The organism is Hyalangium versicolor (assembly GCF_020103695.1).
GTDB lineage: Bacteria > Myxococcota > Myxococcia > Myxococcales > Myxococcaceae > Hyalangium > Hyalangium versicolor.
The window spans coordinates 38,278-61,708 of sequence record NZ_JAHXBF010000022.1; the positions used below are offsets into that span (position 1 = coordinate 38,278).

Consider the following 23,431-nt stretch of genomic DNA (forward strand, 5'->3'; position numbering starts at 1 on the left):
CGGGTCAGGAGCATCTTGCCGGACTCGTCCGAGCTGACTACAAGTCGGCCGCCATGCTGGATCTCCGTTACGTCGCCCAGAACTTCGATGCGGTTGTCGCCCGGCTGAAGACCCGGAGCGGCAACCTGGACCTTGGCCCCTTCCAGCGCCTGTTCACCGAGCGCCGGGAGCTCTACGTCGCCATGGAGGCATTGTCGGCGCGGCGCAACACCGCCAATGACGAGATGAAGAAGAAGGCGAAGGAGGATCCCTCCGCCCTCGAAGCGCTGCGCGGGGACCTGCGCGCCGTCTCCCAGGAAATCAAGGAGAAGGAGGCCCGCCTCAAGGAAGTCGAGGAGGAGATCAACCGCATCCTCCTGCTCATCCCCAACATCCCCCACGAATCGGTGCCCGTCGGCGCCGATGAGCACGGCAACCAGGTCGTCCGCACGTGGGGCGAGAAGCCCAACCTGCTCTTCCAGCCCAAGCAGCACTTCGAGCTGGGCGAGAAGCTCGGCATGCTGGACTTCGAGCGGGCCGCCAAGGTGTCCGGCAGCCGCTTCACCTTCTACAAGGCCGCTCTGGCGCGGCTGGAGCGGGCGCTCGTCACCTTCATGATCGATGTGCACACGCAGAAGGGCTACACGGAGCTGCTGCCGCCCTACCTGGTGCTGCGCGAGACGATGATGGGCACCGGCCAGCTGCCCAAGTTCGAGGAGGACGCCTTCAAGACGAGCGGCGATCCCGAGCGCTTCCTGATCCCCACCGCCGAGGTGCCCGTCACCAACTACCACGCGGACGAGATCCTCGAGGGCGGCCAGTTGCCGCTGAAGTACTGCGCCTTCAGCCCATGCTTCCGCGCCGAGGCGGGCGCCGCCGGCCGCGACACCCGAGGCCTCATCCGCCAGCACCAGTTCCACAAGGTGGAGCTGGTGAAGTTCGCCACCCCGGACACCAGCCTCCAGGAACTGGAGGGCATGACGAACGACGCGTGCGACATCCTCCAGCGGCTCGGGCTGCACCACCGGGTGATGCTGCTGTGCACCGGGGACATGGGCTTTGCCTCCCGGAAGACGTACGACATCGAAGTGTGGCTGCCCGGACAGAATGCCTACCGGGAGATCTCCTCCTGCTCGGACTGCGGCGACTTCCAGGCCCGGCGGGCGAAGATCCGCTTCCGCGCCCAGAAGGGCGACAAGCCGCAGCTGCTCCACACCCTCAACGGCAGCGGCCTGGCCGTGGGGCGGACGAGCATCGCCATCCTCGAGAACTACCAGCGCGAGGACGGAAGCGTGGCGATCCCGGACGCGTTGGTCCCCTACATGGGGGGCATGCGGGAGATCCGGCCACTGTGAGCCACATCCCCATTGCAATGGGCGATGGATGAGGTAGAAGGGCGGCCCCGCGCAGCTTGGCGGGCCGCGCGGCACGGTGTACTGGAGGAATGGCCGAGCGGCTGAAGGCAGCGGTCTTGAAAACCGCAGAGGGTGAAAGCTCTCCGTAGGTTCGAATCCTACTTCCTCCGAACTTTGTCCTTGTTTTTCGTAGCTCTTTGACAGAGAAGGTTTGGAGAGATGGCCGAGAGGCTGAAGGCACAGGTTTGCTAAACCTGCATACTGGAAACGGTATCGAGGGTTCGAATCCCTCTCTCTCCGCCACTTATCGTTGTAGCAGCGCAGGAAGACACGCTCCCTTAGCTCAGCTGGATAGAGCGTCGGACTACGAATCCGAAGGCCGGAGGTTCGAATCCTCCAGGGAGCGCCACTCTTCCTCCTCGCGCTGCTTCTCTCCATGAGTGCAGACGACGCTTTCATGCAGCAGGCCTTGGTGCTCGCGCAGGAAGCCGCAGCACTCGGAGAGGTCCCCGTAGGCGCTTTAGCCGTGCACGATGGCAAGGTCATCGGCACCGGCTTCAACCGCCGCGAGGTGGACCGCAACCCCCTGGCCCATGCCGAAATGCTCGCGCTGGATGCGGCTGCCAAGGCGCTGGGTGCCTGGCGGCTCACGGGTGTCACGCTCTATGTGACGCTGGAGCCCTGCGCCATGTGCGCGGGAGCGCTGGTGCAAGGCAGGGTGACGCGGCTCGTGTTCGGGGCAATGGATCCCAAGGCCGGAGCGGTCGGTTCGCTCTACAATCTGGCCGAGGAGCCGAGACACAATCACCGGCTCCAGGTGACAAGTGGCATTCTGGCGGACGAGAGCCGCCTGCTTCTCAAGGGCTTCTTCGAGCGGCTGCGCGAGAAGAAGCGTGACAAGTGAATACTGGAGAGCTGGCCGAGTGGTCGAAGGCACCTGACTCGAAATCAGGCGTACCGGTAACGGTACCGTAGGTTCGAATCCTACGCTCTCCGCTTGAAGTAGCTGTGCCCATGGAGAGGTGGCCGAGCGGTTGAAGGCGCACGCCTGGAACGCGTGTATATCTGAAAGGGTATCGTGGGTTCGAATCCCACCCTCTCCGTAGTTGTTATTTTTGTGGTCGGGACAACGTGGGGACGTGAACCCCGCCAGGTCCGGAAGGAAGCAACGGTAGCGCACCTTCGCGTGTGTCCCGGCCGTTTCTCTTGTGAAGAGCCGATGCCCCCCAGGCATCGGCTCTTTGCTTTTGCGGGTTTGTCCCCGACCCCTGGGCTCGGCTAAGAGCAAGCTCAGCGGAGGGATTCCATGCCAGACGTCATCGTGGTGGGAGCAGGCCACAACGGACTCGTGGCCGCGGCGCTGCTTGCGCGGCGAGGCCTGAAGGTCACCGTCCTCGAAGAGAAGGACATGGTGGGCGGTGCGAGCAAGACGGAGTACCCGTTCCGAGCCGCGCCGAAGCTGGGCGTCTCCACCGGCGCCTATCTGCTGGGGCTCATGCCGCCCGAGTTGCTGAGCGAGCTGGAGCTGGAGCTGCCCCTCAAGCGGCGGGATCCGCACTACTTCCTGCCCACGCTGGAGAAGCGCTACCTGCTGTTCGGCTCGAACGAGAAGGAGATGCGGCGGCAGTTCCTCGCCTTCTTCTCCGAGGCGGACTGGAAGGCCAACCAGGCGATGAACGCCGAGCTGGCCGACATGCGGGACGATCTGGCGCCAGCGTGGCTGCAACCGCCGCTGTCACTGGAGGAGACCGCCGAGCGCTTCATCCGCCCGGCCCTGCGCCAGGCCTTCATCAAGCTCTGTCGAGGCACGGCGCACGAGTACCTGGATCGCTTCGGCTTCGAGTCGGATCTGCTCAAGGCCATGTACGCGGTGACGGACGCCTTCTCCGGGCTGGACGCGGGCTATGACACGCCCGGCGCGGGCATGAACCTGCTGGTCCACAACATGTGCCGACTGCCGGGCAGCGGCGGCACGTGGATGATCGTCAGCGGCGGCATGGGCACCGTCACCCAGTCGCTCGCGAACGTGGTGCGCAAGCACGGCGGAGAGATCCGCACCCGAGCCAAGGTGGCCTCCATCCGCACGGACGGGGGCGTGGTGAAGGGCGTCGTGCTCGAGGGTGGCGAGGAGCTCTCGGCCAACGTGGTGGTGTCCAACGCGGATCCGTTCCGGACCTTGAAGCTGGTGGAGGCGTCGGCGGTGCCGAAGGAGTACCGCCAGCAAGTGGACGCCATGGCCACGCCGGGCACCACCCTCAAGGTGAACCTGTGCCTCAAGGGCCTGCCCACCTTCACCTGTCTGCCCGAGGACCGAGGCCAGTTCGGCCCCACCATCCACCTGCTGCCGCAGGAGGACGTGCTCGAGTCGCTGGCGAAGAGCTACGCGGACACCAAGGCCGGGAAGCTGGCCGAGTTCCCTTCCATCGAGTGGTACTTCCACACGCCCATCGATCCCTCCCTCCGAGACGAACAGGGGCACCACAACTCCGCCCTCTTCGTGCAGTGGGTGCCCTTCCAGCCCAAGGGCTCCACCTGGGAAAAGGAGGAGGCGCGCTACGTCCAGCACCTGCTCTCCATCTGCGATCGGTTCGCCCCGGGCACCAGCGATCTCGTGGTGGAGACGTTCGCCCTCACTCCGCCGAAGATCGAGTCCCACTTCGGTATCACCCACGGCCACATCCACCATGTGGACAACAAGCGGGGCTTCAACGAGCGGCTCCCCTACGAGACGCCCGTCCAGGGGCTCTACTTCTGCAGCGCGGGCTGCCACCCGGCCGGCAGCGTCATCGGTGCCGCCGGGCACAACGCCGCCGGGGTGGTGCTCAAGGCTCTCGGGCGCTGAGCTCCCCGAGCGTGCAGGGCCTCCGTTGCCCATCTCTCGAGACCGCAGCGTACTCTCCGCAGCTCTTGCTCATTCTCCCTCGAGCTGCGGGGCGGGGAGCTGTGGGGTAGGTGCCTCGCCCTCCCCCTTGTGCATCGTCTCCACCGAGGTGGCGACGACGTTCAGCCCCAGGTCGCTCAGGTCGACATCCTCCATGGACATGAAGGCGTCCCCCACGATCACGACGCCCTTGTTGAGGACTCGGTCTAGCGTCTCGCACAGGCTGACGCGCTGGTGATGCGAGGCCGGGCACCGCCGGGCGTTGGCGGGACGAGTGGGGCGGGCTCTCGACCGTGGACTAAGCGGCATGGCGGGTCTGCCCCCTCAACCCGATCTCTCCAAACCCTGCCATCGTCGCTCCCTCCAGATGGGCCACTCCGTGCGGCTTGCTGATGTGGCTAGCAAGGCAGATGCCACGGGTTGAATCTGAAGGCACTCGCCCAATCCATACACGCAAGCCCTCATGAAGGCACGCGTTGCAAATCCCCACATCGTGGGGGAAATCCGCAACACACCGAGACTCGAGCACGCATTCCTCACCGTCGAGAGGCGCTGGCTCACGGCTTGCTAACCCTCCAGCGTGGAGGCGACATGAAACCCAAGCGACAACCAGAGCCGGGCTCAATCGATGGTGAATCCCATGAGGTGAAGACGTCCGGACAAGTGGGGCTCTATGCGGTGGTCGCCGCCGAGCAGGCACTGGCCGGACATGACCAGCTGCAAGGCCTTCGTTTGCTCACCCGTGGGCCCATTACGGCCGTGGTGGGCAAACCCGAGACCGCGACACAGCGTGCCGCGATGCGACACGATCGCATCGTAGGCCGAGCCCTCTCCGCTTGCGCCTCCGTGGTGCCGTTCCGGCTGGGTGTCGTGCTCCGATCCCAGGACGAGCTGCTGCGCGTCCTCGACGCCAACCAGCAGGTGCTCACCCAATACCTCGCGCGGTTCCACGGCCAGGTGGAGGTGGCCCTCAAGGCGAAACTTCCTTCTCTCTTTGCTGGCAATCTGTCGCAAGTCCCCTTCAGCCTCGAAAAGCTGCACTCGCTGGCCCCAGACAGCCGGGCTCGCCAGGAGTCCGTGCAGCGGACAGTGACCGGGCAGATGTTCGATGGCTGCTACCTGATCGCTCGCCAGGACATCGACGCGTTCTGGCAAGCCGTCGAGCAGATCCGGCAAACCTTCCCGAATCTTCCCCTGCTCGGCAGCGGTCCCTGGGCGCCCTACAGCTTCTGCGACTTCACTCTCTGTCCCGCTCAGGACGACGGGGAACACCGCCTCCCGCGCAGGGCCGCTTCCTGACGGCAACGAAGAGTCCCTCCATACGCCAAGCCGCATCTCTCGATAGTATGGAGGCCCATGACGAGGCGACACACGCCGCGCCCACTCGCGGCCCTGTTGGGACTCACCGCGCTGGCCATCATCCCACTCCCAGAGACGGCCTCCGCCGGCTCGGAGCCCGCCGAAGCCAGCACCCAACCCTCCCCGGTAGCGCTCGAAGAGGTTGAAAAGCTGGTGCAGTTGCTGGGCAAGGACCGCGAGCACCGTGCGCAGGCCATCGAGGATCTCGCTCACCTCGGGCCCGCCGTCGTTCCGGCCCTGAAGTCATACTGGACACAAGACAACTCGAGGCTCCGCTCGAACCTGCTCCGGGTCTTCGCTCGGATCGGCGATGCGGACTCCCGGCAGCTGATCCTCTCCATGCTCGCGTCCACCGACCTCCTGGTTCGCGAGAGCGCCATCGAGAGCCTCGCGTCCCTGGAGCCGCTCCCCGCCGATGCCATTCCCCGCCTCTTCCGCCTCCTGGAGGGAGAATCCCGCTCCATCGCTTTGGCGCAGTTGGTCCGGCTGGCGCCCAGCCAGAAGCCAGCCATCCAACAAGCCCTGGCGATGAAGCTCCGCACGATGCTCGAGGGCGAGGACGTCAGCCTGCGACGAGAAGCCGTGCGCGCGATCGACGCGCTCCCTCCTGACTTCCCCGAAACCACTGCCCTGCTCCTGCAAGCGCTCAAACACCCGGATGTCTCTCTCCGGCTGACGGCCGCGGAGATCCTCACCCGAAGGAAGCAACGCCCCGACGAAGTGCTGGCGGCGCTCCAGAAGCTCGCCCAGACTCCCGACGTCGCCCTCCGGCTGAAGGCATTCTCCCAGCTCGGAGAGCTCGATCCCTCCCTGGCGCATGACAAGCTTCCCCTCGTGCGGACCATCCTCTCCAGCTCCAGCTCCGTGAAGGCCCAGATCGATGCACTCAAGTTCCTGGCCCGATGGGGAGATCCGGAGGACGGCAAGCGCCTGCTCGAGGCCATGAGCTCGCCGCGCACCGCGTGGATGCGCGACCTCCTCATCAAAAACCTCGAGCAGATGGAGCGGCCAAGCGCGGAGATCGCTTCCCTCCTGGGGAATCTCCTGCGCGCCTACAACGAGGCCAGCGACGAGCAGCGCGGGACGGGAAGTGACCCATCCCTTGCGGAGGAGTCTCGCCTGAAGCTCGCCCGGTTGCTGGGACGGATGGGACACGCGGGAACGGTGGAGCTGCTCCGAGCGCTGGAGCCCGAACACGATGAGCACCTGCCCGTCACCCACGCGGCGCTGATCGGCCTCCAGACTCCCATCCACGACGCTCCGGAGGAGATCGTCCCGATCATCCTCGATCGGGCCCACCGGGACATGGACGGAGTCCTCAATCCGGACGTGGTCCAGACGCTGGCACGTGGGGGCCCGCGAGCCGTGGCGCTCGCGGAAGACTGGGCCACCCGAGGCCCACAGCGTCGCAAGCAACTGGTGACCCTGCTCAAGCGGAGCCCATGAGCCCTCCTCCCATCCCTCGCTGGCGCTACGCCCTCTATGGGCTGCTCCTCGCCGGAGTGCTCGCCGTGGCCCTGGGCTCATCCCTGAGCTCCCGCGGGTGCTCGGGGGACTCACGAATGCAGTCCTGGGCGGATGCCGACCGCCCCGCAGGTCCCGGCGAAGTTCCCGCGAATGCTCCGCCCACTCCCGCACCACTTCCAGTTCCCTTCTCGGGCGAGCTCTTCCGCAAGCTGACCCGCGCGCCCTGGCTCGATGTCGAATGCGAACGTGAGGGAAAGACGGACGTCGACTGCTGGCCCTGGGTCTTCTTCCCGGAAGGAACCTATGGTCGCTCGGCGCAACCAAATGCCTTGAAGACTGGCCGCACGGACGCCCACTCGAAGTCCTGGGACGTCCGCGCCACCAACGACTCCTCCGGCATCATCGCCACCGAGGAGGGCAACCTCATGCCCTTCGAGTTGCAGGGCGAGGAGCAGCTCTCGCTGGCCGGCCGGCTCTATCGGAGATCCGGCCAACCACTGGACGGCGCCGAGCCCGCTCGCCCGCGCGACACACACGTGTCCCCGCTGGGCATCCTCCGAGGCTACGAGCAATTGGTGAGCACACGGTGGGTCAAGGTGAATCCCTTCGATCTCGACACGCAGCCGGACTCCATCACCTTCCTGCCCGAAGGCCGCTTCAAGGCCTCGTACCGCCAGGGGAGCTGCTTGCACGAGGGGCTGCTCCATGTGGAGTCCCAGAAGTTCTTCGTCGAGTGGGGCAACAACCCTTGCGCGCTGGGGCCGCGGCCCGCCTCGCGCTTCGTCAGCGAGGAGTACCCCGCATGGTTCCTCGGAGAGCTGCTCTTCTTGAAGGACGCCTACCGGCCCGAGAAGGCTCCCGCCGCTCCGCCCCAGGTCCTCGTCGGAGACTTGAAGTGGGGCCTGTTCCTCAAGGGCCAGTTCTCCACGGAGCTCCGCAGGGGCGTCCCCAATGAGCTCCTGCTCTCGCTCGTGAGCCGTGTGCCCGCGGGCAACCTGGGGCTCGGTGAGCTGTGGATCTGGTTGAGGGAGGCCCCGTCGCAGCAGGGAGAGCCCCGACCGCGCAAGGAGCAGGTCCTCTTCTCGAAGAACCTGGACGGCCAGCCCTTGAGCCGGCTCCTCGGCTCGTTCGCGGAGCGCATCCGCGTCACTCCGGAGTTCAGCGGCCCCGCCGAGCTGGAGTTCGAGCTCCAACTCACGAATCCCCCCTGGGCGTGGAGGAAGCGGCTGCACCGCGTGTACTCCGTCCAGGTGGGCGACCCTGCGCCCCAAGCCCCGTGAAACGTGGAGAAGAGGACCGTTTTCTCCTGACTCACTGCGCCCATTTCCGCACTTCACGCCCAGTCGAGGAGATGCGCATGGATCCCCGAGGCCAGCGTGTTTAGATAGGCGCCCCCATGAGCTACCTCGTCCTCGCACGCAAATGGCGCCCTCAGACTTTCGACGACATGACCGGACAGGAGCACATCGTCCGGACCATCGCGAACGCCATCAAGATGAACCGCGTGGCGCACGCCTACCTGTTCTGCGGTCCTCGCGGCGTAGGCAAGACGACGGCCGCACGCCTGCTCGCCAAGGCGCTCAACTGTGAGCAGGGCCCCACGGCCACTCCGTGCGGCACCTGCCGGGCCTGCACCGAGATCGCCGCCGGCACCTCCGTGGACGTGTCCGAGATCGACGGTGCCTCCAACAACGGCGTCGAGAACGTCCGCGAGATTCGCGAGAACGCCAAGTACCTGCCGCAGCGAGACCGGCACAAGATCTACATCATCGACGAGGTGCACATGCTCTCGGGGGCCGCGTTCAACGCGCTCCTGAAGACGCTCGAGGAACCACCCGGGCACGTGAAGTTCATCTTCGCCACCACCGAGGCCCACAAGCTCCCGGACACCATCCTCTCGCGCTGCCAGCGGCACAACTTCCGCCGCATCCCCGCCGCGCGCATGCTCCAGCGCCTCAAGCAGATCTCCGACGCAGAGGGCGCCGGCATCTCCGAACGCTCGCTGTCGCTCGTGGTGCGCCAGTCCGAGGGCGGCATGCGCGACGCGCTCAGCCTCATGGATCAGATCCTCGCCTCGTGCGGCCCCAACCCCACCGATGAGGCCGTGGCCGACGCCATGGGCGCCATCGACCGCACGATGGTGCAGGAGTTCGCCGAGGCCCTGGTCCGCAAGGACGCCAAGAAGGTGCTCTCCCGCGTGGAGGAGGTCTTCAACCGCGGCCTGGATCTCAAGCGGCTCGCGGAGGAACTGGCGCTGCAACTGCGCCACCTCTTCGTCACCAAGGCCGTGGGCGAGGCGCCCTCCGAGCTTGCCGAGTCCGAGCAGAAGGCGCTCGTCGCGCTCGCGGGCGAGGCGGACTCCGCCCAGCTCGCGCGCCTGTTCGACATCGTCCACGGGTGCGTGTGGGATGTGTCGCGCGCCGCGCAGCCCCGGCTCGCGTTGGAGATGGCGCTGCTCAAGGCCATCCAGCTCTCTCCGGCCAGCACCATCCCGGATCTGCTCGCCAAGGTGGATCGGCTCGCACAGGGCTTGAATGGTGGAGACGCAACCGCGAAGTCCCAGTCCGGAGCGCCGGGAGGTCGCTCCGGTTCCGCGAACTTTCGCGTCTGAGCGCCCCGCTCCCTCCGAAGCCTCTCGACCGGCTCCGCCCCAGGCCCGTCCGGCCGCGCCCGCTCCCACGGCTGCTCCTCCGAGCGGCGGTGGCAACGATCCAGGTCCATCCGTAGTTGCCCCCACACCGCGCCCATGGGAGGCGGCTCGAAGCCCATCTCCCGCGCCCGAGAGCGGAAACGGCCACGGCCCTTCCGCGACTCCTCCCTCACCACGCCCGGCAGAGGCAGCTCGAACGCCGAGCGCACCCCCCAGGCCGGAGCCATCCACGCCCGTTGGTGCCACGCCTCTCTCCCGCATCACCGAGCCCGCCCCGCAGGTGCGCGTCACCAACGTGCGCAAGCCCGCCGAGGCCATGGCCGCTGCCGCCGAGGACGAGCGCCTCTTCCCCGAGGAGGGTTCGGCCGAGGGCTGTGCCTCCGGTGAGTGCCTACCGGACGCGGCCCCTGCCGCTGAACCAGAGCCCGAGCCCGACCCTGCATCTCCTCCCGTCATCCATGGCCGGGACAACCCGGGCCAGGCCGCCGCCGAGCGGTGGCGCGCCGCCGTGGACAGCGTCAAGGCGGCCAGCGCCCGGCACGGCGCCGCGCTCGCGCATGGCCGGCTGCTCTGGCTGCGGGCGGGAGAGGTTGGCGTCGCCTACGTTGCAGCGGCGGCCTTCCACAAGGGGCAGGTGATGGGTGCCACCGGCAAGGCCCTGGTGGAGAAAGCGCTCACGGAGCACTTTGGCCGCCCCACCCGCCTGGTGGTGGAAGAGGCCACCGGCGAGGCCGCCAACACGCTCAGCATCGCGGAGGTGGAGGCCCAAGCCCGCACCGCCCACCATCAGAGCACCGAGGGCAAGGTCCGCTCCCACCCCTCCATCCGCGCCGTCCTGAAGATCCTTGGGGGTGAAATCGAGCACATCCAGGTCCTGGAGCCCGAGCGCCCACCGGCCGGCCCAACAGTCGAAACTCCTGAGGAGAGCGCCTGACAAAGGCCGCGAGCGACGATAGGTTGCGCCTCCATCGTCCATCGCGGGCGCCCGGCAAGCGCCCGCTTCCCAGATCGCAGAGGAAGCCTCATGCCCGGCATTGACCTGAACTACTTCATCCGACAGGCCAACAAGCTCACGGAGAAGATCGAGCAGCGCAAGCAGGAGTTGGCCAACGAGACCGTCGAGGCCAAGTCCGGCGAGGGCCGTGTCACCGTGGTCGCCAACGGCATCCAGGAGATCCGCAGCATCAAGATCGACAAGGCCGCCATCGATCCGAACGACACCGGCATGCTCGAGGATCTCATCACCGCCGCCGTGAACGCCGCCCTGGCGAGCAGCCGCCAGCACATGCAGAAGGAGCTCGCGAAAATCTCCGGCGGCATCAAGATCCCTGGCATTACTTAAAGCCGGATGACTCCCGATCCTCTCAACCGCCTGGTGGCCCAGCTCGCGAAGCTCCCGGGCATCGGCGAGAAGACCGCGCAGCGCCTCGCGTTCCACATCCTGCGGGCTCCCGGCGACTATGCCGCCGAGCTGTCCCAGGCCATCCGCGAGGTGAAGGAGAAGGTGCACCTGTGCACCCGCTGCTACTCGCTCACGGACTCGGAGCTGTGCGGCTTCTGCCGCGACACCCGCCGCGAGGAGAAGGTGCTCTGCGTGGTGGAGACGTTCGCGGACCTGATGGCCCTGGAGCGCACCCGCGAGTTCCGCGGGCGCTACCACGTCCTGCACGGCGTGCTGTCTCCGCTGGAGGGCGTGGGCCCCGATCAGCTGCGCATCAAGGAGCTGCTGGAGCGCCTCAATGACGGGAAGATCGAGGAGATCATCCTCGCCACGAACCCGGATGTGGAGGGTGAGGCCACGGCGCTCTACCTCACGCGCCTGCTCAAGCCGCTGGGCTTGCGCGTGAGCCGCATTGCCCAGGGCCTGCCCATGGGTGGCGATCTCGAGTACGCCGATCAGGCGACGCTCGCCAAGGCGCTCAGCGCCCGCCGGGAGATGTAACAGCCGCCCTGGTCAGTAGTACACGCCGTCGGCTTTCTCGAGCACGGCCTTGATGGCTTCCGGGGTGGTGCCGTTGCGCTTGGCAAGGTCCGGCACGAAGTACGTCACGGCTGCGGTTGAAGCAGGCCGTTCCTCCCCATACCACTGGAAGAATTCGCGGAGCTCACCCGGCCAAGGCAGAGCGACCAGCTCGGCGGCTCTGCGCACGGGGTCCAGAATGGTCATCCCCGGCCACGCAGGGAAACGCATCGTCCGGGCATCGCAACTCAGGAAACGGGTCTCATCCAACTGCGCTGCGGTGAAGTCACAATCCACAATGCTTCCGTCTGCTGTACCTTCCAAATTCCCGAAGTCGTTGCCGAGATAGCGCCCCTTGAAACGACACCCTGTCAAATGGGCGTCATCCCAACTGAAATTCTTAAGTACCCGCGCTACCTCTATGGTGCAGTCGATCAAGCGCGCCCGGGTCAAAACCAATGCTTTCGCAGGAACCTTCACGATGAGGGTGCAGTTCCTCAGCGTCAGCGTAGGCCCCAGGTAATAGAGCTCGGTTCGGCTATCCAGGACGAGTTGCTCGTTCGCTATTTCGCGGTCGTGGAACTTGATCATGGTCCTGTGATCAGCGCTCTAGAAAGTGATCATCCGGAAGAACTCCTCTGCCATCCTTCGCCCATGCAGTTCCATATTCCAGTCCGTTCCGGTGAGAATCTCGTATTTGAGCCCTGTGGTTGGGTCAACGGCATCCACACCTGTTGGGTTCCATTCCAACTCCTTGAAGTCACGCCGGAGTTGTCTCTCCACCCATTTCCCTCGAAACATGCGCTCCATCAGGCGGGCTCTGATGTAGTCGCCCTGTTTGATGGCCTCTTGGATCGCGCGCAACTCGCGGTCAGGCAGTTTGTTGCGGCTCCAGGCGTCCCTGACGCGCAGAGCCGCTGCCTGGAGCGAATCCCCCACCGGGTCTTTGGCTGGGATGTCCCGGATGGACCTGTTCGCTGATACGTGCCAGCGCTGGTTGTTGATGAGGACCTGTCGGTTGCCACCTTGGTGGCGGATGATGAGGGTGGCTCCCGCCTGGCCCTCCGCAGCCTCTTGCGCCACCGCAGACGCGCGGCTCCCGGGGCGGCGCACCATGAACGTGACCGTCTGCTCCTCGGCAATGGCGGCCGCCTCCACCTCCCCTGCCGTCGCCAGGCTCATGCCCTGAGACCCTGCCCGGGCCTCCGCCAGAGCGAAGCCCGGCAGCTTCGGCAACTGCGCACTGAACCTCGCCGCGCCTCCCGTGATTGCTGCCGTCACCACCAGCACCAACACGTGCGCCGTGTTCTCGCCCATCAGCTTGCGGAACTTCGCGCTGGCCTCCTCCACCTGCTCAAAGGAAGTGGCCCGATCCACCTCGTGCACCAGCCGGCCCCACCCTTCCATCAGGTTCCACAGCGTGCTCACCGGCAGCCACGCCAGCAGCGCCACCGTCAAGCTCGCGGCCAGCACCTTGCTCACCGGCTCGGGTAGCAGCCAGAGCGTCAGGTACACGCAGCACGTCCACACCAACATGGCGACCAGCGCCTGCGGGGACACCATCCCCTTGAGCGCCACCCCCGTCTCCTTGAGCACCCCTTTCAATGCCAGCGCCAGACCCAGCGTCCGCATATCCTCTCGCGTGAGCGTGGGCCCGTCCGCCAGCAACCCAATGCAGTCACCTCCGCCGTAATCCCGCTGGCACAGGCCCAGGTACTTGCGCCTCACCTCGGGTGCCGAGGCCGCCTCCAGCGGGCTGTCGTCCTCCAGCGGCATCAGCCGCACCACGCGCTCGCGCTCCACCTCCGCCAGCAGGGTGCCTTGCAGCGCTCCCTCCATCAGCCAGTGCGCCGACTGCGCCGGCTGCGCTCCAGAGCGGTACCCCCTCGCCAACACCCTCATCGCTCGCTGGAAGTCCTCGCCGGCCACCTCCACCGGCTTGGTGGGCCCACTTCCCGCCGTGAGCACGTGCAGCTCATAGCGCGCTGCCGCCACCTCCCTCTCCGCCGCGTCACTCTCCCGGTACTGCGCCCGGGGTGTGCCCGCGCACGCCGTCAGGTACGTCATCAGCAACGCTCCGGCTTGCCTCAACCCCATCGCTCACCTCCTGTTCGCGCTGCCTCTCACGCTACGCAAGCCTCCTCCTCTCAGCGATGACGCATCAGGTTCTCCTCTCCTCCTCCACTCGCACGGTTCGCGCCTTCCTCCTCAACCTCCCAGCACATCGCCGCGCAGCGGGTGGTAGAGTCGAACCCAGGAGGTCACGCGTCCTTGCTCCAACCTGCCACGAGGGCCTGGGTCGTTGTTCTGCTGGTGGTGACAGCTGCCGAGGCCCAACCCCAGCCCTTGCGCGAACGGAGCGTTACGCTCTCCGGCAACCCTGCTGAGCCGCCACCGGAAGTGCACGTGGCCGCCCGCATCCCGCTGCTCCTTCTGTTTGACGCGCCCATCGATAGTGACTCCTTGCAACTGGACGCCACGCGCCTCCAGCTCGTGGCGACGGGAGAAAGCTCCCTCGTCATCGCTCCCGTGGTGAGCCCCAACGAGAAGGAACGCTGGGTGCTCCGGGTACGGTATGCGGACGGGGCCCGCCCAGAGTGGGCCGTCCTCGTACTCGTCTCGCGCCCGCCCGAGGTGGATGGGCGCATCGACGTGGTGCGGCGCCCCCAATCCCTGGAGGCCTGTCAGGCCGCGCTAGCGGAAGCACGCGCTCAGGCAGAGCTCCCACGCGCGGAGGTATGGGGGCTCGCGGAGCGGCTGGGGGGCGGCGCGGTTCAGGCCAGGACAATCGAGGGGCGGACGAGGAACACCCTGCACGCGAAAGGTACGGTCTACCTGCTCGCCACCGGGCTCCTGCTGGATTTCCAGGTGCGGAATCCCCCGGACCTGCCGGCCTGGACGCCCATCGAGGCGGTGCTGCGCAGCGAGACGAATGGGGCGCTGGTGCCAGTGCGCACGGTGGCTGTGAAGCCGGGGCGAATTGCTCCAGGAGAAGAGGGGCAGGTGGCCGTGGATGCAGAGCTCCCCTCGCCAGAGGCAGGCAGAGTCTTCACGCTGGAGGTGAGGGATGCGAGCGGCAGGGGCTTCACCTTGGAGGGCGTACAGCTCCCGGTGGCGCCTGCTAAGACGGGCGGTGGGCAATGAGAGCGCACCTGGACCCGGACAACCTGCCGGCGGGAGAAATGGTGGACAGCTGGCGGGTGGTGCGCCGGCTGGGCGGAGGCGCCTACGGCACCACGTACCTGGTGGAGAAGGGGGGCGACTTCTTCGCCATGAAGGTGGCGCGCCACCGCGAGCAGAGCGGGGATGAGCGGCTCACCGACGAGCGCACCCTGCGCGAGCTGTCATGCCTGCTGGCCCTGCGCCACCGCCACATCGCTCGGGTCTGGGCGCACGGTCGCTGGCCGCACCCCACGGAGGGCTTCCTCTACCTGGTGATGGACTACGTGGAGGGCTACACCCTGTCGCAGTGGAAGGAGGCGGTGTGCCCCACGCCTCATGAGGTGGTGGTGCTTGTAGAGAAGGTGATGGGAGCGGTGGCGTACATGCACGCGCTGGGCATCCTCCACCGCGACTTGAAGCCGGACAACCTGCTGGTGGGCAAGGACGGCGAGCCGGTGGTGGTGGACTATGGGGCGGCGCACTTCCCAGTGGGGCCCCCGCTGACGAAACGAGGGTTGCCACCGGGCACCCCGCGCTACACCTCGCCCGAGGCAACACGCTTCGATTTGGCGCACCGCCATGACAAGACGGCGCGCTACCAGTACACGGTGCCGGACGAGTTGTATGCGCTGGGCGTCACCCTGTATGACTTGCTGACGGACCCCTGGCCCTGCACCCGCCCCGAGCCCCTGCCGGTGGGCGGGTCCAACCCCCCGGACTACGCGCACGAAGTGAATGAGCGAGTGCCAGTAGCCCTCAGCCTCTTCACGGCCAAACTGCTGGAGCGAGACCCGAACAAGCGTCCCGAGAGCATGGAGAAGGCGCGCCGGCAGGTGGCCGAGTTCGCGTCGCTGGCCGGCGAGGACTGGGTGAAGCGGCCCGTGCACCCACCCCCGCCGCTGACTCCCGCCTCTTCCCGCCAGGCCCCCGCCAGGTCCCTCCTTGAGCGACTTCGCGAACGGTGGAGGCTTGCGCTGGGAGCCGGAGTGGGGCTGGGCGTGGTGCTGGCGGGAGTGTACCTGGCCCTCCACGGAGCCACGCCTGAGCCCGTGCCCCTGCCCGCCTCTCCGTCCGTGGCCGAGAAGACCTTGCCACGTGCTCCCGCCGCGCCCTCCTCCGGTACGCCCACGCCCTCGGGCCTGGCACCCGCGGACGCGCCCACGCTTGAGCCTGCTCCCGCACTCGCCCTCCCCCCCACTTCCCCCCAGGAGAAAGGCCCCACCGTGAAAGCCCGCTCAGCCCCTACTCTCTCGTCGTGCTTGCAGCAGGCGCCGCCCCGTGGCTCGCCTGCGTGGCGTGCCTGGTGCCAGTGCGCGGGCATCGTGGGCACGCTCGCAGCGCTCCAGGCCGGGTGCACCGGGCCCCAGGTGCGGCCTGCGTCGGAACCCTGCCCGCAGGAGGTCCTCGACGCGTATGCGGAGCTGGAAACCAGGCCGGGAGAGGCCGTCGATGTCCAGTGGAATCGCGGCCAAGGGGGGGAGCATGTCTGGGTCAAGTTCGGCCCGCTCACCAGCGTGGTAACAGGACCAGGCAGCGGCAAGTTGACGGCAGGCTCGCTCCTCTTCGGTGAACTGAAGCTGACGGACCCAGAGGAGGGCACAGCCCGCGCCCGATTCACGCTGGCGCAACTCCCCAACGGCAAGAAGTACCCCGTCTGCATTGCGGCGGTTATTCAAAACTATGGGCACGTCAAGGAGGGGGCGATTGAAGGGCGTAATGGGTCAACTGGTGCAATCTGGGAGCGTTGGAGGAAAACCTGGTGATGGCCGTGTGTAAAGTCCCTTGACGGTTCTGGCACACGGCGCGAGCCGCCACGAGCACGCCACCTCCAACCCGGGAGGTTCTTCACATCCCACCCGTCGTAGCCAGTAGGATGGCTCCCATCCCGCGCGGCCACGGAGGCCCGCGAGCAAGGAGTTCCTCCATGGCCACGGCAGGCAATCCCCCGGGTCCCGTCATCCTCTTCTCCCAGGGCGGTTTCTCTTACGAGTACCTCCAGAGCCTGGGCGTCGGGTCGCAGGGCGAGTCGCTGTTGCTCGGGCGCAAACGCACCGCTGACAACATCCTCGAGGATGTCATCGTCAAGTGCGTGGCGCTGCCTCCGGGAGAGCTCAGTGCGGACACACGCAGAGCCCATTCACGCCTGGCGGAAGAAGCGCGGCTGGCGGCCTATTTGAAACACCGCTGCCTGATCCGCGTCCTCGGCCACCAGCAGGTCGGTGCCACGTTCTACACGGCGCTGGAGCACGTGCGCGGCCCCACGCTCAATGAGTTGGTGGGGCTGGCGCTCGAGCGGGGCAAGCCCTTCTCCGAAGCGCTCATTCTCTACGTGGGGGCAGAGGTGGCGTCGGCGTTGGCGCACGTGCACACCCGCACGGACGAGCACGGTCGCCCCTTGGGCATCGTGCACCGCAACCTGGACACCGACACGGTCCGGCTCACCTGGCGCGGCGCGGTGAAGCTGGCGGACTTCGGCCGGGCGCTCTCGCAACTCCCCGGCCGTTACGCCACCACCCTGCGCCGGCCTCGCGGGCCGCTGTTCTTCACCGCCCCGGAGGCGCTGCTCAACTGGGAGATGGATGCACGCTCGGACTTGTTCACGGTGGGCCTGGTGCTTCTGGAGTTCGCCACCGGCAGGCACCTGTTCGACGCACCGGACAAGACGCTCGACGACATGAGGGCGCTGCTCCCCGTGCGCCAGCACCGGCGCGTGGAGCAAGCCGTGCGCGCGGCAGCGAAGGCGGGGCACGCGGATGTGGCGGAGCAGGTGCTTTGGAGCGCGGCCACCTTCACGAGCGCGGACGTAGAGGAGGCAACCGCACCGCTGTCCCCTGCACTGAAAGTCCATCCTGGCGCGGCTGCTGTGCAGGGAGCCCTCGGAGCGCTGCCAGACGGCTGTGGAGTTGGAAGCGACCTTGCGAGCACGGCTGGAGGCGGTGGGCCCGTACGACGGACGGGCAGCCATCGCAGAGATCAAGAAGGCGCTGACCGAGGCGGGTGAGGCGCTCGCCTCGCAGGAGCTGGCCCCGGGCCTGCTCTCGCCGAATCCCACTGACACCCACTCTTCCGACCAGATCTCCACACGGTAGGCAGCGCTTACAAACCGCCAAGGAGGGGGGACTTCTAACTGGTTAGAAGTCGAAGGGGGATAGCACGCCTTTGAAAATCAAAGGGTTACACAATGGCGCTGCTTCGCCAGACAGCACCTACCGCTTGACGGTGTAGTCAAATGGCAGCACTACGTTTACCTCCTGATCCCGGTGGGCGGGGAAGCGCAGGCGCTCGGCCTGGCTCTCCAGGCACTGGCCCACCGTCTTCGAAGCCAGCGGGCCCTGCGTCGTGGCCTTCACCTTCCCCGAAGAGGCGATCGACAACTGCACGCGCACCACGCCCGTGTCCGCGGGCAGGTCCGCCTTGTACCGGTCGAAGCAGCTCGCAATGCGGGCACGGCCCTTCGCCACCACCCGCTCCACGTCACCAATGCCCAGCGTCACCAAACGCGGCTTCGACGTCTTGGACGGATCCTTCGTGGGGACCGGATCCTTGGTCTCGGAATCCTCGGTCTGCGGCGGGGCTACGGTCTCAGGAGTCGTAGGCGGAGGATCAGGAGTGACAACCGGGGGCGTCGGGGTGACCGCAACCGGCGGAGTTGGCTCCACCGGAGGCGCAGCCACGGGAGGCGTGGGCGTGACCACCGCCACGGCCTCTGCCGGCTTCGACAAACTTCGCACAGCCAGGAAGCCTCCGCCGGCCAGCAGCAGCACCCCCGCCGCCACGCCGACCCACAACCCCGTGCGGCGCGGTGCTTGCGGTGCTTGTACCAATGCCTGAACGGCCGTCTCAGCCGGCAGCGGCTTTGCGGCCGTCACCGCGGGGAGCCCCACAGCGCTCAAGCGCTGCGCGGCAGGTTGGACGGTGGGGAAGACTCCACTGGAAGCGAACACCACGGGCCCTGGCGGCGGAAGGCCGTTCTGCTGGGCGATCATCCCCTGCAGGGTCGCCATCGTGGGGACTCGGGTCTTGCTCGAGAAGCGCTCGTCTCCGAACTGCGCGCGCAGGTACTCGGCCAGCTCCTTATGAGTGGCCAGCGGGACCTTGCCCTTGAGCCCGTGCTCCAGCGCATCCGCGAAGTCGGCCGCGGTGGCGTAGCGGTCCGCGGAATCAAGGGACAAGGCCTTGAGCACCACCGCATCCAGCTCCGGAGGAATGTCGCGGCGCATCTGGGCCGGCGGCACGAAGTCGCCCTGCGTCAGCGCGTTGAGGACGGCCAGATCATTCTCGCGGGCAAAGGGCCGAATGTTGGTGAGCGACTCGTAGAGGCTCACCCCGAGCGAGAACACGTCCGAGCGGCGATCGACATCCTTCCCCTGGGCCTGCTCGGGGGCCATGTAGATGTACTTGCCCTTCACCACGCCGGTGCGCGTCTGCACCAGCCGCGACGCGGCCTTGGCGATGCCGAAGTCCAGCACCTTCACCTGGCCCTGGTACGTCACGTACAGGTTCGACGGAGAGATGTCCCGGTGGACGATGTGGAGCGGCTCGCCCTGCTCGTTGGTGAAGTCGTGGGCGAAGTGGAGCCCGCGTGCCGCGTCCACCAGCACCCGCAGGGTGATGGGCATGGGCGTGTACTGCCGCTTCTTGCCCGCCTGGCGCAGCGTGGTGGAGAAGTCCTCGCCAGCCAGGTACTCCATACAGATGTAGTAGCAGCCGTCGACGAACCCCAACTCGTGGATCTGGATGATGTTCGGGTGCGACAGCCGCGCCGCCAGCCGCGCCTCGTCCCGGAACATCTCCACGAAGTCCGGCAGGCTCGACAGGTTCGACAGCATGCGCTTGATGACGACGTTGCGCTCGAAGCCGTCAGCCCCCAGGAGCTTGGAGAGGAAGATCTCCGCCATGCCGCCTTCGGCGAGCTTCTTGACCAGCACGTACTGCCCATAGGGCTGCAGGAGCAACGGGCTCGGGGCCTGGCTCCCGGACTTGGGCTCGGTGCTGCTCATTCCTCGGGACCTCGTTTGAGAGTGCGCACCACGTACACATCCGGGGTGCCTTCATTCTGCATCTTAAACAGGAGAACGGGGGGAACGCCTACCGGCTCGGCCCACGTGTCGAAGCGATGCTTGGCGTCCAGCGTCACGGACCGCCCGTTGATGGACAGCTTCGTTCCCACCGGGGCCACTCCCACCGTGCGTACGCGCTTGCCTGCTCTCTGGCCATTCCGAGGAGCATTCACCACGAGCACAGGCACCGAGTTGTCGTACACCAACTCCAGCTTGTTCATGCGTCCGCCGCGCATGGGCTGTCCGCTGCGGGACAGCGGAGTGACGGACCAGACGTAGCTGCCCTCGCGCAGGATGCCTGCCTCCAGCGGCGAGCGCGTCTCCGCCACGGTCCGCTCGGCCACCGGCTTGCCCAGCTCGCCATTGCGGTACACCGAGATGCGGTACTTCGCGGCCTGAGGCTCGGACGCGTAGGTGAAGATCACCCCCGGAGGCTTGTCCTGGTAGAAGATCGTCGTCTTCTGCGGGCCCTCGGGCACCTCGTTGGTGATGCGCGCCAGGTTCTTCGGCGCCCGCTCGGGCGCGAACGTGGCGCTGCCCTTCGCCACCTCGGTGCCATCCGGCTTGCGCACCCGCCAGAACAAGCGGCCTCGATCGGGGGCTGCCACGTTGAGGGAGGGCTGGTGGACGGTGCCTCGCAACAGGGGCTTGGAGAAGCCAGGATCCGAGGCCACCTCGACGAGCGCGTCTCCCTGTCCCTTCCAGGAGAGCGTCAGCTCGGGCAGGCCCTGGTGGTACACCTGCACGTCCTCCGTCGCCGCATCCAACGTCAGCGGCGCCTGCGCCACGGGCTGGACCTTCGCCTCGCCCGCCTTCGAGACACGGGCCTGTTCTCCCGCGCGCAGCGGCTTGCGGGTCTCCCCCTGCACCAGGGTGACGTCTCCGGCGCGGGCCGCCACATCGAAGCCATCCGAGGTGCGGCGCACGTTGAGGTCGGCCGCTCCGGCGCTCTCCAGCGTGAGGCCGGGCATCACCACCCGGCTGTCCCGCTCGGATGCGAGCTTCAGCGCGAGCTCTCCCTGGCGCAGATCCAACCGGGCCTCATCCCTCAAGCCCTGCTGGCCCGCCCCCTCCATCACCAGCTCGCCTCCAGAGGCCAGGGCCAGCGTGGAGGCCGAGCCCTCGAGTGACAGGAAGGCCGTCCCACCGCGCGCACGGACTCCGTCGCCCGCGGCCAGCTTCTGGCCTCCCTTGTTCACCGATTTCCACTGCGGGCTGCCCTTGGAGCGCACCTCCACGCGTCCCGTGTCCGCCCTCACGGTGACCTGGATGGTCGCCAGCTCCAGGAACTTCGCGGAGCTCGGCACCAGCTCCGCCTTGCCCGCGGAAACGGCCACCGACTCGCCCGCGGCGGCCTCGAGTTCCTTGCCATCCTTCGACACGAACTCGATGGCGCCCAGCTTCACCTCGACGCGGCTCTCGGTGGGGCCGACGCTCACGCGCACCTCGCTGGCCTCCTGGCCGCCGCCCACGCGCGTGAGACCGTAGGGAGTAAGGATGCGCAGTTGGACCGCCGGGCCTTGCTGGCCCTTCGGCGCCGCGGGCACCCGGCTGAGGAGGATGCCGCGCTCCACATTGAGCACGACGCCGACCGTGTCCTCGTCCAGATCGAAGCGAGCCCCAGGGCCCACCTCCACCGTGCGGCCGTCCGAGAAAGCGATGATGGCGAAGCCATCGGGGCCCGTCTCGACGACGTCCCTCTTCGTGAGCGGCCCTTCGGCGGCAGGGACCATCTTCCCGCCTCGATCCAGCAGGACCTCCCCCTTGAGGGCCCTCAGCATCGCGAGGGGTGCAGCGGCCCCCGCATCCTGCGGAGCCGTCACGGCGGGAGTGCCAGGCCCGGGAGGAGGCGGAGCAACGGGGGTGTGATCATCGCCGCAGCCCAGAGCGCCCAGCAGCAGGAGCGAGGCGACGCTGATGCGGAGCGTGCTCACCGGTTCCTCGGAAAGAGATCGACGTTGAAGATGGCCTGCTCTCCGTCACGCACGGTCACGTACTTGGTCTGCGTGAGGTGGCCGCCCGCGGAGATGATGATGCGGTAGGTGCCGGGCTTCAGCTTCAGCGAGAAACCGCCCTGGGCATCCGTGCGCGTGCGCACCTTGGCCGTGGGGATGAGGAGGGTGGCGACCAGAGCCCTCCCCTGCGTGCTGCGGACCTTGCCGGAGATGGTGGCGTAGCCGACGCGCTTGGACGGAGCGAGCGTCACGGGCATCTCCGCCTCCTGGCCAGCGACGACCAGCGCGGCCTCCTCCACGGACTGGAACTCCGGCGCGGAAATCTTCACCGAGACCGGGCCCGGAGCGAGGTTGCCGGCCTGGACCTGCCCGTCCGCATTCGTCTTGAACTCCTTGTTGCCCACCACCACCTGCGCGTCCGGCAGGGGCTTGTTGGTGCGCTTGTCGAGGACAATCACCTTCAGGCCGCCCACGGTCGCCACCTGCTTGTGCGCCTGGACCTCCAATGTGGCGCGCACCCCCGCGGTGACAGAGACACGGCCCTCGGCGGGCTCATAGCCCTCGGCCGTAACCCGCGCGATCACGTCTCCAGCTTCGAGCTGGGGCTCCACCACCTGCCCTGTCACGTCGGTGCGCCGAGGCGCTCCCGCGGTGCCCTTCACCACGAGCGACACCTGGGCACCGCCCAACGGAGCCTTCGTCTCCGCGTCCACCACCTGGAGCAACAGGCTCCCGGGCTGCTCCGTGACGGGCACAACGGGCGTCGAGAGCGCTCGGGCATCGAGCCAGGAGAACTCCAGCGCCATGCCCACGCGCTGAAGCGTCTGGTTGGAGATCGCCCCGCTGTCGGCCGTCAGCCGATCGTGCACGTACTGGTAGTCGAGCACCGCCGCGGCCTGCCAGCGGCCGACCTGCTTCACGGGGATGAGGAGCGCCACGCCCGCACCGAAACCGCTGGAGGACGCACTTCTTCCCTCGGCTTCCTTGGCCGCCAGGGCCAGGGGGAACTCTCCGCGAACCTCGCCCTGCGCTCGCAGGAAGAGCGGGAAGCGCAACCGAGCCCCCAGGAGCGCGGCCTGCCGCCCGCCACGTTGGAACACAGGCGAAGCAGGGTTCGACACCGCGAACACCGGGAGCTGGGCGAAGCCATAGCCCGCGCTCAGCTCTCCCCAGAGCGGCCCCAGTTGCCGCCGCGCCACGAGCCCCAGCGCCACCCGCAGCAGGCTGCCCTCGGTGACGCGAGCCGACTCCCGGGAGAGCGCGAACCCCTCCCGCTGCACGCTGAGCTGGCCTCCGAGCCACTCCGGACCCAGGCCATAGGCCACCGCCCACACTGCCAGATCATTCGGTGTGAACCCGGAGTAGGTGAGCCCCGGTCCGGGATCCACCTGCTTGCCCTTTCGCAGCGCGAGCCCGTAACGCAGCCGCACCGTCACCGGATCCATCCCCTCGCCCACCTCGGCACCCGTCTCTGACTGTGCGAAGGCACCACGTGGCACCGCCACCAGGGTGAGCGCCAGAAGGACGAGAAAGGTAGGGGTACGGCACGGTCGGGCCAAGGCGCGGCGGAGTATAGGGAAAGCTCGCAAGGTCCCCAAAACTC

19 protein-coding genes, 5 tRNA genes and 1 other RNA gene are annotated in these 23,431 nt (G+C 67.3%); 19 read left to right on the forward strand and 6 right to left on the reverse strand.

The genetic code is table 11. The annotated features are described in order from the left end of the window. The first annotated feature begins 53 nt into the window (after positions 1 to 53). From serS to KY501_RS37685, 9 genes are all read left to right on the forward strand, one after another. The gene (gene serS, locus KY501_RS37645) at positions 54 to 1,334 is read left to right on the forward strand and encodes a serine--tRNA ligase (RefSeq protein WP_224368714.1); all 1,281 of its coding nucleotides are present in this window, start codon (positions 54 to 56) and stop codon (positions 1,332 to 1,334) included. An 83-nt stretch (positions 1,335 to 1,417) separates the two neighbouring features. Next, positions 1,418 to 1,504: transfer RNA gene (locus KY501_RS37650), tRNA-Ser, on the forward strand. A 43-nt stretch (positions 1,505 to 1,547) separates the two neighbouring features. Further along, positions 1,548 to 1,637: transfer RNA gene (locus KY501_RS37655), tRNA-Ser, on the forward strand. A gap of 29 nt (positions 1,638 to 1,666) precedes the next feature. After that, positions 1,667 to 1,743: transfer RNA gene (locus KY501_RS37660), tRNA-Arg, on the forward strand. A gap of 27 nt (positions 1,744 to 1,770) precedes the next feature. Beyond that, positions 1,771 to 2,238 carry a tRNA adenosine(34) deaminase TadA gene (tadA, locus tag KY501_RS37665; protein ID WP_224368715.1) on the forward strand — a complete coding sequence of 156 codons (468 nt, stop codon included), beginning with the start codon at positions 1,771 to 1,773 and terminating at the stop codon, positions 2,236 to 2,238. A gap of 5 nt (positions 2,239 to 2,243) precedes the next feature. Beyond that, positions 2,244 to 2,330: transfer RNA gene (locus KY501_RS37670), tRNA-Ser, on the forward strand. A gap of 20 nt (positions 2,331 to 2,350) precedes the next feature. After that, positions 2,351 to 2,437 (forward strand) — tRNA-Ser (locus KY501_RS37675). An 11-nt stretch (positions 2,438 to 2,448) separates the two neighbouring features. Further along, an RNA gene (gene ffs / locus KY501_RS37680) (signal recognition particle sRNA small type) lies at positions 2,449 to 2,541 on the forward strand. A gap of 99 nt (positions 2,542 to 2,640) precedes the next feature. Next, the gene (locus KY501_RS37685; RefSeq protein WP_224368716.1) at positions 2,641 to 4,176 is read left to right on the forward strand and encodes a phytoene desaturase family protein; all 1,536 of its coding nucleotides are present in this window, start codon (positions 2,641 to 2,643) and stop codon (positions 4,174 to 4,176) included. 69 nt (positions 4,177 to 4,245) lie between these two features. Here the strand turns inward: KY501_RS37685 and KY501_RS37690 are convergent, their stop codons facing one another. Next, entirely contained in the window at positions 4,246 to 4,524 is a 279-nt protein-coding gene (locus KY501_RS37690; protein WP_224368717.1) for a gas vesicle protein, read from the reverse strand. A 282-nt stretch (positions 4,525 to 4,806) separates the two neighbouring features. Between KY501_RS37690 and KY501_RS37695 the strand changes: the two genes are divergently transcribed. The 7 genes from KY501_RS37695 (at position 4,807) to recR (ending at position 11,633) form a co-directional block, all read left to right on the forward strand. Next, entirely contained in the window at positions 4,807 to 5,514 is a 708-nt protein-coding gene (locus tag KY501_RS37695; protein ID WP_224368718.1) for a GvpL/GvpF family gas vesicle protein, read from the forward strand. Positions 5,515 to 5,571: 57 nt separating this feature from the next. Next, positions 5,572 to 7,020, forward strand: a complete 1,449-nt coding sequence (locus KY501_RS37700; protein WP_224368719.1) for a HEAT repeat domain-containing protein — start codon at positions 5,572 to 5,574, stop codon at positions 7,018 to 7,020. Then, positions 7,017 to 8,321, forward strand: a complete 1,305-nt coding sequence (locus tag KY501_RS37705; RefSeq protein ID WP_224368720.1) for a hypothetical protein — start codon at positions 7,017 to 7,019, stop codon at positions 8,319 to 8,321. Before KY501_RS37700 ends, KY501_RS37705 begins: the two co-directional genes overlap by 4 nt. A 116-nt stretch (positions 8,322 to 8,437) precedes the next feature. Next, positions 8,438 to 9,652: a DNA polymerase III subunit gamma/tau gene (gene dnaX / locus KY501_RS37710; protein ID WP_224368721.1), complete on the forward strand. Its 1,215-nt coding sequence runs from the start codon at positions 8,438 to 8,440 to the stop codon at positions 9,650 to 9,652. Positions 9,653 to 9,971: 319 nt separating this feature from the next. Continuing rightward, positions 9,972 to 10,625 carry a DNA polymerase III subunit gamma/tau gene (locus KY501_RS37715; RefSeq protein ID WP_224368722.1) on the forward strand — a complete coding sequence of 218 codons (654 nt, stop codon included), beginning with the start codon at positions 9,972 to 9,974 and terminating at the stop codon, positions 10,623 to 10,625. A gap of 90 nt (positions 10,626 to 10,715) precedes the next feature. Continuing rightward, complete coding sequence (locus KY501_RS37720) at positions 10,716 to 11,033, forward strand: YbaB/EbfC family nucleoid-associated protein (RefSeq protein WP_224249748.1); 318 nt, start codon at positions 10,716 to 10,718, stop codon at positions 11,031 to 11,033. A 6-nt stretch (positions 11,034 to 11,039) separates the two neighbouring features. Beyond that, the gene (recR, locus tag KY501_RS37725; RefSeq protein WP_224368723.1) at positions 11,040 to 11,633 is read left to right on the forward strand and encodes a recombination mediator RecR; all 594 of its coding nucleotides are present in this window, start codon (positions 11,040 to 11,042) and stop codon (positions 11,631 to 11,633) included. A gap of 12 nt (positions 11,634 to 11,645) precedes the next feature. Here recR and KY501_RS37730 read toward each other — a convergent pair whose 3' ends face one another. Beyond that, positions 11,646 to 12,242: a pentapeptide repeat-containing protein gene (locus KY501_RS37730; RefSeq protein WP_224368724.1), complete on the reverse strand. Its 597-nt coding sequence runs from the start codon at positions 12,240 to 12,242 to the stop codon at positions 11,646 to 11,648. Positions 12,243 to 12,260: 18 nt separating this feature from the next. Continuing rightward, entirely contained in the window at positions 12,261 to 13,748 is a 1,488-nt protein-coding gene (gene sitA5, locus KY501_RS37735; protein WP_224368725.1) for a SitA5 family polymorphic toxin, read from the reverse strand. Between the two features lie 141 nt (positions 13,749 to 13,889). Here sitA5 and KY501_RS37740 point away from each other — a divergent pair, with 141 nt between their 5' ends. The 3 genes from KY501_RS37740 to KY501_RS37750 all read left to right on the forward strand — a co-directional run bounded on the left by KY501_RS37740 (position 13,890) and on the right by KY501_RS37750 (position 17,814). Continuing rightward, positions 13,890 to 14,795, forward strand: a complete 906-nt coding sequence (locus KY501_RS37740) for a DUF2381 family protein (RefSeq protein ID WP_309243032.1) — start codon at positions 13,890 to 13,892, stop codon at positions 14,793 to 14,795. Then, on the forward strand, positions 14,792 to 16,576 hold the full coding sequence (locus KY501_RS37745) for a serine/threonine protein kinase (RefSeq protein WP_224368726.1): 1,785 nt from the start codon (positions 14,792 to 14,794) through the stop codon (positions 16,574 to 16,576). Before KY501_RS37740 ends, KY501_RS37745 begins: the two co-directional genes overlap by 4 nt. A 161-nt stretch (positions 16,577 to 16,737) precedes the next feature. Further along, complete coding sequence (locus KY501_RS37750; RefSeq protein ID WP_224368727.1) at positions 16,738 to 17,814, forward strand: protein kinase domain-containing protein; 1,077 nt, start codon at positions 16,738 to 16,740, stop codon at positions 17,812 to 17,814. Positions 17,815 to 18,019: 205 nt separating this feature from the next. Here the strand turns inward: KY501_RS37750 and KY501_RS37755 are convergent, their stop codons facing one another. The 3 genes from KY501_RS37755 to KY501_RS37765 are packed head-to-tail and all read right to left on the reverse strand — an operon-like array spanning position 18,020 to position 23,333. Beyond that, on the reverse strand, positions 18,020 to 19,813 hold the full coding sequence (locus tag KY501_RS37755; protein WP_224368728.1) for a protein kinase domain-containing protein: 1,794 nt from the start codon (positions 19,811 to 19,813) through the stop codon (positions 18,020 to 18,022). Then, complete coding sequence (locus KY501_RS37760) at positions 19,810 to 21,807, reverse strand: FecR family protein (protein WP_224368729.1); 1,998 nt, start codon at positions 21,805 to 21,807, stop codon at positions 19,810 to 19,812. The genes KY501_RS37755 and KY501_RS37760 overlap by 4 nt, the downstream gene beginning before the upstream one ends. Further along, positions 21,804 to 23,333, reverse strand: a complete 1,530-nt coding sequence (locus KY501_RS37765) for an MSCRAMM family protein (RefSeq protein ID WP_224368730.1) — start codon at positions 23,331 to 23,333, stop codon at positions 21,804 to 21,806. The genes KY501_RS37760 and KY501_RS37765 overlap by 4 nt, the downstream gene beginning before the upstream one ends. Positions 23,334 to 23,431 lie beyond the last annotated feature (98 nt).